This is a genomic window from Pseudoalteromonas amylolytica (assembly GCF_001854605.1).
Taxonomy (GTDB): Bacteria; Pseudomonadota; Gammaproteobacteria; order Enterobacterales; family Alteromonadaceae; genus Pseudoalteromonas; species Pseudoalteromonas amylolytica.
In genome coordinates, this window is record NZ_MKJU01000025.1 from 613,239 (window position 1) to 626,463 (window position 13,225).

At 41.1% G+C, this 13,225-nt stretch carries 14 protein-coding genes and 4 tRNA genes; 10 read left to right on the forward strand and 8 right to left on the reverse strand.

All coding sequences use genetic code 11. The annotated features are described in order from the left end of the window. Positions 1-27: 27 nt before the first annotated feature. Positions 28-1,980, forward strand: coding sequence for a TonB-dependent receptor plug domain-containing protein (locus BET10_RS09310; RefSeq protein ID WP_170829126.1), 1,953 nt, complete (start codon positions 28-30; stop codon positions 1,978-1,980). Positions 1,981-2,050: 70 nt separating this feature from the next. Here BET10_RS09310 and BET10_RS09315 read toward each other — a convergent pair whose 3' ends face one another. The 3 genes from BET10_RS09315 to BET10_RS09325 form a co-directional block, all read right to left on the reverse strand. Then, positions 2,051-3,352: a hypothetical protein gene (locus BET10_RS09315; protein WP_070985236.1), complete on the reverse strand. Its 1,302-nt coding sequence runs from the start codon at positions 3,350-3,352 to the stop codon at positions 2,051-2,053. A gap of 142 nt (positions 3,353-3,494) precedes the next feature. Then, complete coding sequence (locus BET10_RS09320; protein WP_070985237.1) at positions 3,495-4,322, reverse strand: CvfB family protein; 828 nt, start codon at positions 4,320-4,322, stop codon at positions 3,495-3,497. Between the two features lie 2 nt (positions 4,323-4,324). Beyond that, entirely contained in the window at positions 4,325-5,647 is a 1,323-nt protein-coding gene (locus tag BET10_RS09325; protein WP_070985238.1) for a DEAD/DEAH box helicase, read from the reverse strand. Between the two features lie 222 nt (positions 5,648-5,869). Here BET10_RS09325 and trhO point away from each other — a divergent pair, with 222 nt between their 5' ends. The 5 genes from trhO to BET10_RS09355 all read left to right on the forward strand — a co-directional run bounded on the left by trhO (position 5,870) and on the right by BET10_RS09355 (position 9,892). Continuing rightward, positions 5,870-6,856 (forward strand): oxygen-dependent tRNA uridine(34) hydroxylase TrhO, encoded by a 987-nt coding sequence (gene trhO, locus BET10_RS09330; protein WP_070985239.1) that lies wholly within the window; start codon positions 5,870-5,872, stop codon positions 6,854-6,856. A 599-nt stretch (positions 6,857-7,455) separates the two neighbouring features. Then, positions 7,456-7,546 (forward strand) — tRNA-Ser (locus BET10_RS09340). A gap of 52 nt (positions 7,547-7,598) precedes the next feature. Continuing rightward, positions 7,599-7,970: a hypothetical protein gene (locus tag BET10_RS09345; protein ID WP_070985240.1), complete on the forward strand. Its 372-nt coding sequence runs from the start codon at positions 7,599-7,601 to the stop codon at positions 7,968-7,970. A 73-nt stretch (positions 7,971-8,043) separates the two neighbouring features. Then, complete coding sequence (locus BET10_RS09350) at positions 8,044-8,661, forward strand: BamJ family beta-barrel-assembly machinery protein (protein WP_070985241.1); 618 nt, start codon at positions 8,044-8,046, stop codon at positions 8,659-8,661. Positions 8,662-9,241: 580 nt separating this feature from the next. Then, a complete protein-coding gene (locus tag BET10_RS09355) occupies positions 9,242-9,892 on the forward strand; it encodes a hypothetical protein (protein ID WP_139158549.1) in 651 nt (216 codons plus the stop codon). Positions 9,893-9,958: 66 nt separating this feature from the next. On the opposite strand, the gene BET10_RS09360 is transcribed toward BET10_RS09355, so the two are convergent. Genes BET10_RS09360 through BET10_RS09380 form a run of 5 tightly spaced genes read right to left on the reverse strand, consistent with a single transcriptional unit; the run spans position 9,959 to position 11,989 of the window. After that, positions 9,959-10,288, reverse strand: coding sequence for a TusE/DsrC/DsvC family sulfur relay protein (locus tag BET10_RS09360; RefSeq protein ID WP_070985243.1), 330 nt, complete (start codon positions 10,286-10,288; stop codon positions 9,959-9,961). 3 nt (positions 10,289-10,291) lie between these two features. Continuing rightward, entirely contained in the window at positions 10,292-10,564 is a 273-nt protein-coding gene (locus BET10_RS09365; RefSeq protein WP_083330490.1) for a hypothetical protein, read from the reverse strand. Further along, positions 10,561-10,917 (reverse strand): DsrE family protein, encoded by a 357-nt coding sequence (locus BET10_RS09370; protein WP_070985244.1) that lies wholly within the window; start codon positions 10,915-10,917, stop codon positions 10,561-10,563. The genes BET10_RS09365 and BET10_RS09370 overlap by 4 nt, the downstream gene beginning before the upstream one ends. Further along, a complete protein-coding gene (gene tusD, locus BET10_RS09375; protein ID WP_070985245.1) occupies positions 10,914-11,267 on the reverse strand; it encodes a sulfurtransferase complex subunit TusD in 354 nt (117 codons plus the stop codon). Before tusD ends, BET10_RS09370 begins: the two co-directional genes overlap by 4 nt. Before the next feature lie 56 nt (positions 11,268-11,323). After that, positions 11,324-11,989, reverse strand: coding sequence for a Bax inhibitor-1/YccA family protein (locus BET10_RS09380; RefSeq protein ID WP_070985247.1), 666 nt, complete (start codon positions 11,987-11,989; stop codon positions 11,324-11,326). A gap of 238 nt (positions 11,990-12,227) precedes the next feature. Here BET10_RS09380 and BET10_RS09385 point away from each other — a divergent pair. The 4 genes from BET10_RS09385 to BET10_RS09400 all read left to right on the forward strand — a co-directional run bounded on the left by BET10_RS09385 (position 12,228) and on the right by BET10_RS09400 (position 13,099). After that, positions 12,228-12,318, forward strand: a tRNA-Ser gene (locus tag BET10_RS09385). A gap of 42 nt (positions 12,319-12,360) precedes the next feature. Continuing rightward, positions 12,361-12,451, forward strand: a tRNA-Ser gene (locus BET10_RS09390). Between the two features lie 42 nt (positions 12,452-12,493). Continuing rightward, a tRNA-Ser gene (locus BET10_RS09395) sits at positions 12,494-12,584 on the forward strand. A gap of 143 nt (positions 12,585-12,727) precedes the next feature. Beyond that, complete coding sequence (locus BET10_RS09400; protein WP_070985249.1) at positions 12,728-13,099, forward strand: hypothetical protein; 372 nt, start codon at positions 12,728-12,730, stop codon at positions 13,097-13,099. Positions 13,100-13,225: the final 126 nt, after the last annotated feature.

Sequence of the window (13,225 nt, forward strand, 5' to 3'; positions counted from 1 at the left end):
TTATTTTCACTCCCAGTGGAAGAGTTGTTGCAATTAGAGGTAACGGTTGCGGCTAGAAAAAGTGAACCCTGGTTGTCTTCTTCAGGAACTGTGTATGTTATCGGGAAAAATGAAATTGAGAACTATGGCTGGCGTGATTTAAAAGAAATATTGGCGAGTATTCCAAACATGGATTATTTCTACCAATGGAGTTGGCTACCTGGAGGGCAGCGAGGATTTACGGGTAATATGTCAGGCACTTTAATGCTAATTGATGGTAGAGAAGTGCAAAATTTACTAGCCAATGAAGCGTTTATTATGAACAACTTTCCCGCGAGCAGGATTGAACGAGTGGAGGTATTGCAGGGGCCAAACTCTACGCTTTATGGGGGCAATGCAACTCAGGGAGTGATCAATGTCATAACACGGTTGGGACAAGACGAAAATGAGCTGAGCCTAATCGCCGCAGAGGCTGATACTAAGCATGCTCATTTACTCCTGAATCATCAATATGATCAGCTATCAGTGGCGTTAAGTGCGAGTTACTTTGAAAGCGCTCAGGACTATGAACAGTTGAGAGCCTTCGTGATGAATCCTACCGAGTTTAGTCGCAGCAGCAAAGATGCTCTGCGTGATCTTAATCCTGATAATTTCAGGAATGATGAACGAAACTATACGCTTGATGGCCGGATGAACTATCAAGATTTTTATGTCGGTGCGAATGTTAGCCGTTCGGAAAATGTTAGTGGCATTGAAGCGGTCACTTATGATTATGTCACCGGAGATGATTCTAGGCGTGGCTATGAGAATTATTACCTTGGCAAACGCATCGAACTAAACCCAAGACTCAGTGGTTTTTTTGAAGTGAGCTATTTTCGTGAGTATAAAGAAAAGGATAGACTTACAACGCAAGTCCCTGATGACGCGCAATCCTATGAAGACTTATTTCAGTACAACGAAAGGGAAGATATTGGACCATCTGACAGAGTGCGGGTTAACACGCAATGGCAGTATCAGATTGATGAGCAAACGGACTGGATTGTGGGGTACGATGGTTGGCGAACACACATAGGACGAAAAATAAAATATCGTAAAACAGATGAGAAAACCATTTTGTTTACGCCACCTGAGTGGGCACAAGATAAAGAAAAATCCGAGAAGCATGCATTATTTGCACAGTATTCGAAAACCTTTAATTGGCAGAGTAAAAGTTTAAAAATTAGTGCAGGGCTTAGGCATAACCAACAAGACTTTACCAACTCAGCCTATTTACCTAGGGCAAGTATTGTATATCAGCCTGATTCTTCTGAGGCATTTAAATTCACGTATGGAGAAGCGTTCAGGCCACCAACAATTTTTGAGTTTGACTTAGTGGTCGATGATGAACTGGACTCTCAAACCATGAAGATGAGTGAGTTAAACTGGAGCAAGAGCTTCAGCTGGAATGATATAACATTTGCCAACATTGCGGCTGTTTACCATATGAAAGCAGAAAACTTTTATGAAAAGATACTCGACCCTGAACTTGGGGTTTGGCAAACAAGGGTGACAGGAGAGCATGCAATAACAGGCTTTGAAAATCAGCTAAAGTTTCAGGCAAACCATTGGCAAGGTCAGGTGAGTTATCGATTTGTACAGCCTGACAAGACAAGAGTGGGTGAAACAACAGAGGTTCTAGATATCCCTACGCATAAATTAAAAGTTGGGTTGGTTTATCGATTAAGTAAGACTTGGCGAGTGGCGGGCTTTATCGACCATTGGTCAAAAGTGAATACGCAAGCAAACGCACTTTTAGGCGGTGGTACAGTGGTGGAACAAATACCTAGTTGGACTACCGTAAATTTACATGTGTTCAGGCAAAGTCAGCGGTATTCGATAGGACTATATATTGAAAACCTGTTTGATAGAGACTATTACCATAGCAATGCTCGTGGCACTTCACCGGTTAAATATCTACAAGCTCCCAGAAATGTTCGCCTACAAATGAGGTATAACTTTTAAAATAAAACAAGAAGTTGGCTGTGAGGTAGGTTGATAGAGAAAGGTGAAGGGACTGAGGTCCCTTCCCGATTTATCGTATGGCCTTTGGGTATAAAGTTGCGCTGGCGACGGTTTGGTCATAAACGTTGAAAATACCAAACCAGTTTTGCGAGTCTACCTCAATGACACCATTACCCTTAGTGGTAGTTTTAAACTGTTTTAACACACTTTGGTTGTCGCCGTAGTGAATGTCTGAATAAGACCAATTTTGTATGGTTGCCAACAAGCTATTGAGGTTATACAAAGCTCCATTGGTTTGGCTGATTGGTTCAAATAGTTCTATTGAACTCACTTTGCCTGAGTGGTGTAGCTCAATACTTTGTGAACAACCGGTAATATACGATACCTTATTATTGAAACCTATTAGCTTTAATAAAGATGAGTGGTGTTTGCTTACAAATTCATCGATGTTGGTTTGCCCTGTAAAGCATGGCATTTGATTCACCACCACAGACTTTTCAAGTTTGTCACCAATCGTTAGTCCTTCAAGTTGAGAGCGAATGAGATCATCACTTACTTTGATATTGACGCTTTGAACCTCATTGAAATACTTTTCAAGTGAAGCTTGCTGTTGCCTATCAATAAACTTTTGTACTGTTTGACTCTGATCGTTATGAACAAAATGAAAGCTGGGTTGCTCAGAGATAAGTTCAACTCGGTTGCGTAAATCGATTGGTAATAGAGAGCGGCTGTATTGATACCCAGTTAATTTGTCATTTTGAAAAATGAATGCGTTATCTCTACCAAGAAAAGCTATCTTGATGGTGTCATTTACCGGCCATAATGCACTAAAGCGACCAACGTTTTTTTGAGCAGAGTCAAAATGACTACCGAGTGCAATACCAAAAGGCATGTTGTGAGTCACGTTAGTGTTTTTGATAGAAAGGGGGCTAACGGCATGTGGCTGGCTTCTAAACTTAAGAGTTGTGGTCGTATCAAGTGCCAGGTTACTTTCAAAATTGATAATCCTGCTATGCAAACGGTGTGCATACTTCTCATTGATTACAATGCCATTCTCACATGATTTAACAGGGAGAATCGATACATAGGAGTTTACAAACTGATCTTCATCGTATCGAAAAGAAACATGCTTAATCACATAATCACTGCCAGTTTCTGCCATTTTAGCTTGGATTTTTCCTAGCATACGCAGCTTAGCTTCTTCCTCGATTGTTTTTGCTGGTTTACCCGATATGTCTGTATAAAGTGAATATACGTTGACAGGTTTTTGGTTAGCATCGTGCGTACACTCACTGCTTTGATGATACAAAGTTGCTGCTTGAGAAGAAGCACACACAAAAGAAAGGCACAGTAGTAGGGAGGTTTTTTGCATAAAATAATCCTTTTCCTTTTATCCTATGCAAATAAACAAGAAATGACAATAGTCATTTGGAGATGAACAAGAATTAAATTAAAAAACTTTTTTATACAATTGTTTAAGGTTTTTCTGGGGAGTGTTTAGCTCCCCAGTGTTGTTACTTTTTCAATGAAATGGACTTGGCTTCGATATTAATTTTACCTTGCTTAAACAACCCACCAATGGCTTTTTTATAATTAGCCTTACTGGTTGCAAACGTTTTTTTGATTTGCTCGGGGTCTGATTTATCACCTAACGGCAAATATCCACCATTATCGTTTAGGGCCTGTAAGATTTGCGCTCCTAAATCAACTACTTTACCCATGCCAGGCTTTTCTAAAACAACATCAATTTTACCGTCTTCACGCACAGATTTGATGTAGCCTTTAAGTTTTTGGCCCATAAACATGCGTTTGAATACGGTATTAAAAAACACCACACCAAAGTGTTGCTCATTGATAATAACCTTATAGCCGAGGTCGGTTTTAGCGGCGACAATTAAGTCAACTTTCTCAAACTTACTGTAATTTGGCTCCGTTTTATTTAAAAACTTATTTAAATTGCTCGAAGCACACAAACGCTTGCTGGCATTGTCCAAATACAATCTGACTAAGTAGCTGTGGCCCTCACGCATTTTAGGCTTTTGTTCGTTAAATGGTGCCAATACGTCCTTATCAATACCTATGTCCATAAAAGCACCGACTGTAGACAAAGCTTTGACTCGAAGTAGCGCGAATTGACCCACTTGTGCTATTGGTGTTTTGGTTGTAGCAGTGGGGTGGCCTTGTGCGTCTTGGAAGATAAATACTTGAACGCTGTCTCCTGCTTCCAAATGTTCTTCTAACTCTTGTGCGGGTAAGAACACCTCACCTAACTCTTTGCCATCGAGATAAGCACCTTCAGCACACACTTCGCTGATCATTAATGAATTAATACTTCCTAACATGATTATTCCTCAGTTGGCCTTGGCTTACGGCGCAGCGGTGCGTTGCCATCAACATCAAATGGTGCAGGGATGGCTTTTTTAATTTTGGGCTTAGCTTTGGTGATTTTTTTAGGTGCTCTTTTCGCAGCAGGCTTTTTAGCAACGGTTTTTGTCACTTTAGGCTTCTTAGGTTTAAAGCCCTTAAACTTCGCTTCAAGACCTGTAATGCTGTCGAATTCAAGCTCATCGCTTAAATAATTCTTTATGGCAATAAAGCTGTTCCAGTCTTTCGGGCCCACTAGAGAGATTGCAGTGCCTTTAAAGCCAGCTCGACCAGTACGGCCTATGCGGTGCACGTATTCTTCAGCCAGCTTGGGCAAGTCAAAATTAATAACATGAGTGACGCTCAATAGGTCAAGACCGCGAGAGGCTACATCGGTCGTTACCAGTACTTTAAACAGGCCACGGCTGAAAGCGTCCATGATGTCTAATCGTTTATTCTGCGCCAAATCCCCGGCCAAGGCTGTGGCTTTAATACCTTGCGCATTTAGCTGTTCACTAATGCGCACCGTATCTGAACGTGTCGCGGTGAAAATGATACATTGTCCAACATCTGGCTGCGCCACAAAATGTTGCAACAAAGCATCCTTGTGATCTAAATGATCGGCAAAATAGAGTGTTTGTTTGATGTCACCATGTTGTTGATGTGCATCACTTAGGATGATTTTTTTCGGTGCGCGCAGCAAATTACGCGATGTTACTTCGACCTGCGCATGATCAAGTGTTGCTGAGAACAATAGCGTTTGACGTAAACGGTGATTCGCTTCATCGTTTATTTTATTGAGTTGATCTGCAAATCCTAAGTCTAACATGCGGTCTGCTTCGTCAAAAATTAGCAACTCTAAGCCACCTAGTTGCAATGAACGCTGTTCCAAATGGTCTGCTATACGCCCAGGTGTGCCAATAACGATTTGTGGGTCTTTTCGTAGCGCTTTGATTTGATCATTGAAGTTTTCACCACCGAGTACTTTGACCACGCTGATACTTGTGCCTGCAATCAATAAGCGACACTGGCTGAATACTTGCGTTGCCAGCTCTCGCGTGGGGGCAATAATCAAAACACGTGGGTCGCGTTTACTCAGTGCTTTTTGTTTCATCACGCGATGCACGGCTGGCAATAAAAAAGCCAGAGTTTTACCTGAACCCGTTTTAGATTGTGCAAATACATCGTGCCCAGCAATTGCTGTGGGTACCGCTTGACTTTGGATCGTCGTCGGTTGTGTGATCCCCTGATGAGCAAGTTGTTTTTCCAGACGGGCCTCAATGCCTAATTCGGTAAAGTGCAAAGCGTTTTTCTCCAAAACTTAACTAATGATTAGCCGCACATTATAGCAAAGCTATGTACAGCTCCGATAGCAATAAAGTTGTTTGTGTAAAGGGTTTTTGCAATTAATACAAAAATCCGTAGAATACGCGCTCTAGCGCCGGATTTACGGTCCGGTTTGTGTGTTTCATGCGTTGTGCTTAATGCTTGAAGCGAAGTAAAAGCTGAAAATTAGGAAAATTCTATGTCTAAACCATTTGTGGTTTGTGCCATGTATAAGTTCGTGTCACTACCTAACTTTGAACAAATTCGTCAACCATTGCTTAATGTTATGGAGCAAAATGAAGTACGAGGTACTTTGCTACTGGCTGCAGAAGGTATTAACGGTACCGTTGCTGGTAAACGAGAAAGCATTGATACTTTATTGGCATGGCTTGATAAGCAGCCGGGTTTAGACAACATCGTGTATAAAGAGTCATACGATGAGACATGCCCTTTCTATCGCACCAAAGTAAAGCTTAAAAAAGAAATTGTTACTATGGGTGTGCAAGGTATTGACCCTCTGAAGGTTGTTGGTAGTTATGTTAAGCCTCAACAGTGGAATGAGCTGATCTCTGATCCTGAAGTGGTGGTAGTTGATACGCGTAATGATTACGAAATCGAAATCGGTACATTTAAACACGCGATTGACCCAAACACTAAAACGTTCCGTGAATTCCCACAATGGGCAAAGGAAAACTTAGACCCAAGCAAACATAAAAAAGTAGCGATGTTCTGTACCGGCGGCATCCGCTGTGAAAAATCAACCGCATATATGAAAGAGCAGGGCTTTGAGGAAGTATATCACCTTGAAGGCGGAATCCTAAAGTACCTAGAAGACGTACCAAAAGAAGAGTCATTATGGGAAGGGGAATGCTTTGTGTTTGACAATCGTGTTGCGGTAGATCACGACTTACAAAAAGGCTCATATGAGCAATGTCACGCTTGTCGCATGCCTATCACCGAAGAAGAAATGCAACGTGAAGAATACATGGAAGGTGTTTCATGTCACCACTGCCATGAATCACTGACGGATGAGCAACGCGCTCGTTTTGCTGAGCGTCAAAAACAAATGCAGCTGGCTCAAGCCCGTGGCGAAGGTCACATAGGTCACGAAGCTCAAGAAGTATTACGTCAGCGCAAAGAGGCCAAACAGGCACAAAAGCAAGCACAAAGAGCAAAGACCGCCTAACGTTATTTAGGATAGGTCAAAACCTAAAAAAAGCCTCAACATATGTTGAGGCTTTTTTGTTGTTTATGCGCGCAAATGTTCAGTTTTTGTATGGTTGTGCTCTTATACTAAAGTTTGTTAGGCTAATTGTGTCTCAAACAACAATAATAGATGGCGGTCATGGGCAATTTATTTTTAAAAGAACGCGAAAGCTGGTGGGTTTGGTGCATATGGGGGGTTGTAGGCTGTGTGCTAAGTGGCTACGTGCTTGTATCGACCAAGCAGCAACACTTAGCCTTTGTTGTGCCTAGTCTATTAAGTGTTTTTATTACTGTTTGGATGAGTTATAGCAAGCGGTTTGAGTTTTTTCGAGCATTCAAAGTTTTACTCTTGGTGGCTGCAATTTCATGCGTTCCATCATTGGCCGATATTTTTTTACCTCTAAATGAACTCGCGGTATCGGCATTTAAAGCTGTATTGGTGTTGGTTTTTTTGGTTATTTTGTGCGTAGTTTGTGCTTGGTTAGCAAAACGACCTAAACAATATTATTGAAATAAGCAAAAAATTATCTTTCCCCCTTTACAGTCGCTACGAAAACCACTAATATGCGCGCCAACAACGGAGAGATGGCTGAGTGGTTGAAAGCACCGGTCTTGAAAACCGGCATACGTTAATAGCGTATCTAGGGTTCAAATCCCTATCTCTCCGCCACCTCATTCCCAAAACCGCCTTAACGGCGGTTTTTTTCGTTTGGAGGGCATTTATGTCAGCAGCAGTAGTAGTTAAACACGCTAGTTTGTGGATTGTATTTGGCTTCTTTTACCTAAGTGGTTTAGAGATGGCATTGCGTTTGGCTATTGACGGTCAACAAGATCCAACCTTACTAAAAACTCTTGCCTTTACCTTTTTATTTAATTTGTTGGCCGCTCACTTGGTGACAAAATATGAAACGCTATGGCCAATGTTAGGTGCGATTGTTATTAGCCTGACTGGGGTTGTGGGCTTTGGGTTTTATTTTACGGATCGTCTTGTGGATTATAGTGTTGAGTTGGCGATAGGGCTTACGTTGAGTTTACCGTTTGCAACTTTTGTTATTCAGCAAGTAAAAAAGCGACATGTGGATAATGCGACTTGATCGCGTTTAAACTCATCCTTGGCTATGTTACACTGCGCCCCGTCTTTTAATAGAAACAAAAGTGAATTAACTTATGTCAGATTTATTTAATACAGATGCTGAAAAAGCAAGCTATGGTATTGGCTTACAAATGGGTGAGCAACTAAAAGCGAATCCATTCGAAGGCCTTAACTTGCATTCGGTATTTGAGGGAATGAAAGACGCATACGCTGGAGACGCGTTCCGTGTTGAGATCCCAGAGATCCAAGCTGCATTTGAAAAAATCAATGCTGAAATCCAAGCTCGTCGTGAAGAAGAAGCGAAAGTACTCGCTGCTGAAGGCATTGCATTTTTAGAAGAAAACGCAAAACGTGCTGAAATCACGGTTACTGAGTCAGGTCTTCAGTATGAAGTTATCGCAACAGGTGAAGGCGCAAAGCCAGCTGCTGATTCAAAGGTACGTGTTCATTATCACGGCACACTTATCAATGGGACTGTATTTGACAGCTCTTATGATCGTGGTCAACCAGCTGAATTCCCTGTAAACGGTGTTATTAAAGGTTGGACAGAAGCGTTGCAGCTTATGCCTGCAGGTTCAAAGTGGCGTCTATACGTTCCACATGAGCTAGCATACGGTGAGCGTGGTGCAGGTGCTGCAATCGCGCCTTTCTCAACACTTGTATTTGATGTTGAGTTATTAGACGTATTGTAATCGTACACTAAACAGCTAATGTTTAATGTTAGAACCCAGCTCTGTGCTGGGTTTTTTGTTTTTAGATGTGGCATGTTTGGTAGTGATTTATGTTACTTTTTTAGCGATACCACCAAACATGGTTTATTGATAATCCCAAAAACTACATGACGATTACTTAACCTACCAAGATATCGTAAGGTTAATTAAATTGAAAATACAGCTCAAGAAGGACATACAGTACTGCTATTTTTTGTAGCTCAAGGCGAGTTCGTGTACGTAAAGGTAAAACAACCGCTTAATTTTAACTTGATTAAGTATTTATAAAAAAACATAATTGCAATGTTTTTAAAGCATATTAATTAACATTTCGTTTTATATATAGGGAAATGTTATGAGAAAGTTCATTTTGTGAGGGATAGTCGTATTACTCTCAACGTCAAGCTTATTGTTCAGTTCATTAAGTGCTGCTGCAAATAAAATCGCGGTATGTAATTCATGCTCAGACCAGCAAATTCAAAATAAAGCCATACAGTACGCGCCCAATGGCGGAATAGTACACGTACTGGATTTTACTGGTAATAAGATTAAAGCGTATGAAATGGTGCGTGAAGAAGGTCTGTTAATGTATTGGCCAACAGCAGTTCAAAACTCAGTTAAGACTGGATGGGAACACGCGAAAGAAGCAAGAAATATTTTTTTGGATTTAGGCAATGGTCAAGTGAACTATGACCACCTTCGCCCATATTTGGGTTCTTATTCAGACATAAAAAGCGCTCATACCGTAGCAAAGTCTCCCTATGAAAAAAATGCCGTGAAAGAAGCTTTGAGCGAGTACTTTTCAAACACAATTGCGGGATCAGTAACATCCGCAATTGTTCTTATTGGTAAAGAAACAGTGGGTAAGGCTCTACCTGTTAATATGGATATTATTGTGAAGTTTCCAAGTGACGGGACTATCTATAAGTTTACTTTTAAAGGCTTAGTCATTAGCTCTGATGGAAAAGTGTCGGTAACATTTGAGCCAGTTTCATATACGGGGCGCGATGCTGGTATAACATTATCAGAAGGTAGTTATTCAGGGTATAGAGCTAGCGGCCCAGATGATGCACTACAAAGAATTTTACAGCACATGATCGCATCTGGAGTGAAAGTAACCATTGGAGACACTATCTATAGAGGTGGAAACGTGGCCGTAACGCGAGTTATATGCAGCAATGAGCCAGCTAAAGGTTGTGTTGCGGCTGAATAGTGAACTTCGGACTTGTATAAATATACAGCCACTTTTTAAATAGTGGCTGTATAGAAGCTCAATTGTTTAAATACACCTCGCAGGCTTAGGCAACCCAGCAATTTTGGTGGCCTGCTTGGCTGGGCCTTTAGGAAACAGTTTGTATAAATACATGCTATTGCCTTTATCTTCGCCCAGTGCTTTAGCCATTGCTTTGACCAGCATGCGAATTGCAGGGCTGGTATTATATTCCTCATAAAAGTCTCGAACAAAGTTTACCACTTCCCAATGCGCATTCGTTAGTGTGATCCCTTCTTGTTCGGCGATGATAGGGGCCAGCTCCGTGCACCATTGTGTATGGTCGAGTAAATAGCCTTGCTTATCGGTTTCGATGATTTGATTATTAAATTCCAGCATATATTACCAAGTAATTGATTTTTTCGCGTTGTCGACAAGCGCTACCCACTCAATATCGCTGATTAAGTTAATGCCAGTATCGACGCTTATCGCGCGAGCGGTCGCACAGCTTTCCAGCATGTAGCACTTATCTGATAAACCCATGTATGAAGCGTGATCATAACAGGCGTCACCAATGAGTAACAGTGCATCATTACTAGCAATCAGCTTATCTAATTGTATTGTACTGTAATATGAGTAAGGCTTAGAAAGCATGTGTACAGTATTAATGTTCATAAATTGACGACCATATCTTGTTGTTGCAGTAACGCTTGCTGCTGTGACTTACTCAATACCGTGACAGGAATGCTCAATTGCTGCTGATCAAGCTGGTACTTTTGCATTGCAAGCTCACATACATACACCTGTTCAACGTCATATATTTCCAAGGTTTTTATGGTTTTGAAAAAGTCTTTTAACCCTAAATGAGCGGCTGACTGTGTGCTTTTTATTGCAAGTAGGGCACTGTCGAGGAGTAGCCACGAAACATTTTGATCAATGGCGGCATAGATCAGTGTGGTATCTAGTGCATCACGGATATAAAGGCCATCAAAAGGACTTTTATGACTAATTATGAGTACATTTTTCATTTAAACTGCACCCACTTATCAGCCTTCGCGCTGAGCATGGCAAACTCTGCCAAACCTGCGACTTTAAATAGACCCGTATTATTGATATCAATGGCTCGCTTTTCGGCAGCGGTTACACACAGCATTAGTGGAATACCAAGCTCAGCTAATGTTTGCCAAACACTTTTGACATCGAGTTCATCGCTTGCAAGCTGCAAGTGTTCAGATGCGTGACTGACGGCGTCTTGATATAAAAAAATACAGTCAATCTGATGGCCACTTTGCAAAGCGGCGTGTGCAAAGCGAGAAAGATTTTGCAAACAATGCTGATCTGCAACACTAGTATGTAGGGATAATACAAATTTGCTCAAAATACGCCCATAAAAAAAGCCCCATAATAGGGGCTTAGTTTACCAGAACTAACTGGTTAGTCATCACTTGCACCTAAAAGAGCAAGCAGTGAAGTGAATAGGTTGTAGATATTTAGGTATAAGCCAACCGTAGCAAGTACATAGTTGGTTTCACCACCATTTACGATACGGCTTGTATCGTAAAGAATGAAACCTGACATCAATAGTACGATTGCTGCGTTTAATGCCATGAAAGCTACACTGCTACCGATAAACAAGTTAACTAAGCTTGAAATCACAACCACGATTAAACCAACCGTCAAAAAGCCGCCCATAAATGAAAAGTCTTTTTTCGTTGTTAAAGCGTATGCTGATAAGCCAAAGAAGATCAACGCGGTTGAGCCTAACGCTTGTGTAATTAACATTCCACCGTTTGGCATAGCAGCGTAGTGGTTAAGTAGTGGCCCTAAGCCAAAGCCCATGATACCGGTGAACAAAAACACTAAACCAATTGCAGATGATGAATTAGCTTTCTTATGAATAACGAAAATTAAGCCAAGACCAATTAGAGAACAAACAAGCCCTGTGAAGCGCGGTAACGCCATTGTCATTGATATCCCTGCCGTAACTGCACTAAATGCTAGTGTCATTGCAAGCAGAAAATATGTGTTCTTTAGTACCTTGTTAGTTTCAATGGTCGACATTACCGGCTTAGCGGTATCGTACGAGTGATTGAACGCCATGGTTAAACTCCTTAATGAACAAATGTTCCAATAAATAAACTGGATTAAGATTACCAAGAGTTATATGGTTCGGCAAACATTGTCGATCAAATAGAGTGTAGAAATCTAGAAAAGTTCCGTTTGCACTATAGAGTTGTTCTACATTTGAACAAATGTGAGGTTTTTTGAGCACTTAAACGTTTTTATGAAAAAAAAGCTTCACATTGGCGACAGTATTCCCTATTATTCGCCCCGCTGCGGAGAGATGGCTGAGCGGTTGAAAGCACCGGTCTTGAAAACCGGCATACGTTAATAGCGTATCTAGGGTTCAAATCCCTATCTCTCCGCCACTAAATTTTTTTATATAGCAATATTGCTATATATCCGCTTTTGGAGAGATGGCTGAGTGGTTGAAAGCACCGGTCTTGAAAACCGGCATACGTTAATAGCGTATCTAGGGTTCAAATCCCTATCTCTCCGCCACTAAATTTTTTTATATAGCAATATTGCTATATATCCGCTTTTGGAGAGATGGCTGAGTGGTTGAAAGCACCGGTCTTGAAAACCGGCATACGTTAATAGCGTATCTAGGGTTCAAATCCCTATCTCTCCGCCACTATTCTTATGAATAGCAAGCCGCTGATTAGTCAGCGGCTTTTTTATTGCTTACTATTCGCTAAATTAGACCAAAGTCCACTTGTATATATGTACATATGCGTCAAGCTCAAATGTGATGTATGACTTAAGGCTATCTTCAATATGAAACAACAACTCGCTAAAAGTGTCGCACTTTCATTTTTATCGCCACTGTTTACTGGCTGTGTGCTGGGCTTGTACTTCACAATTTCAAACCAAGGAGGATTTAGCATTTTTTTAAGCTTACTCACTGGCGCGATTGTAAACGCTCATGTCGTTGGGCTATCCATGGCTTTGTTTGTAGTGCCTGGTTATTTGTTACTCTACAGAATTAACAAGGTTCACTATAGTGCAATATTAACATTGGGAATGCTTGGGGGGGCTATTTGTAGCTATCTATTTGCGGCCCAGAATGGTGCGGGGTTTGTCATTAACTCAGTCATGGCAACTATGGCTGCAGGGCTGTTTTTGTATGGCCTAAGACGTTTTGCATAATCACTTGCTCTATATTTAGCCAAGTAGCACTATATTTACGGATATTTAATACTTTTTCTCCAGAAAAGGTTTCATTTAATTGCCCGAAAGAGTACCTTAGACTTTTGTATGTTGTAACCGTGATTT

Coding starts and splice junctions, on each gene's coding strand:
- BET10_RS09355 (WP_139158549.1), top strand. CDS start 9,242: ATGGTGCGTGAAGAAGGTCTGTTAATGTATTGGCCAACAGCAGTTCAA.
- BET10_RS09320 (WP_070985237.1), bottom strand. CDS start 4,322: ATGTTAGGAAGTATTAATTCATTAATGATCAGCGAAGTGTGTGCTGAA.
- BET10_RS09315 (WP_070985236.1), bottom strand. CDS start 3,352: ATGCAAAAAACCTCCCTACTACTGTGCCTTTCTTTTGTGTGTGCTTCT.
- BET10_RS09400 (WP_070985249.1), top strand. CDS start 12,728: ATGAAACAACAACTCGCTAAAAGTGTCGCACTTTCATTTTTATCGCCA.
- BET10_RS09345 (WP_070985240.1), top strand. CDS start 7,599: ATGTCAGCAGCAGTAGTAGTTAAACACGCTAGTTTGTGGATTGTATTT.
- BET10_RS09350 (WP_070985241.1), top strand. CDS start 8,044: ATGTCAGATTTATTTAATACAGATGCTGAAAAAGCAAGCTATGGTATT.
- BET10_RS09360 (WP_070985243.1), bottom strand. CDS start 10,288: ATGCTGGAATTTAATAATCAAATCATCGAAACCGATAAGCAAGGCTAT.
- BET10_RS09365 (WP_083330490.1), bottom strand. CDS start 10,564: ATGAACATTAATACTGTACACATGCTTTCTAAGCCTTACTCATATTAC.
- BET10_RS09380 (WP_070985247.1), bottom strand. CDS start 11,989: ATGGCGTTCAATCACTCGTACGATACCGCTAAGCCGGTAATGTCGACC.
- BET10_RS09370 (WP_070985244.1), bottom strand. CDS start 10,917: ATGAAAAATGTACTCATAATTAGTCATAAAAGTCCTTTTGATGGCCTT.
- trhO (WP_070985239.1), top strand. CDS start 5,870: ATGTCTAAACCATTTGTGGTTTGTGCCATGTATAAGTTCGTGTCACTA.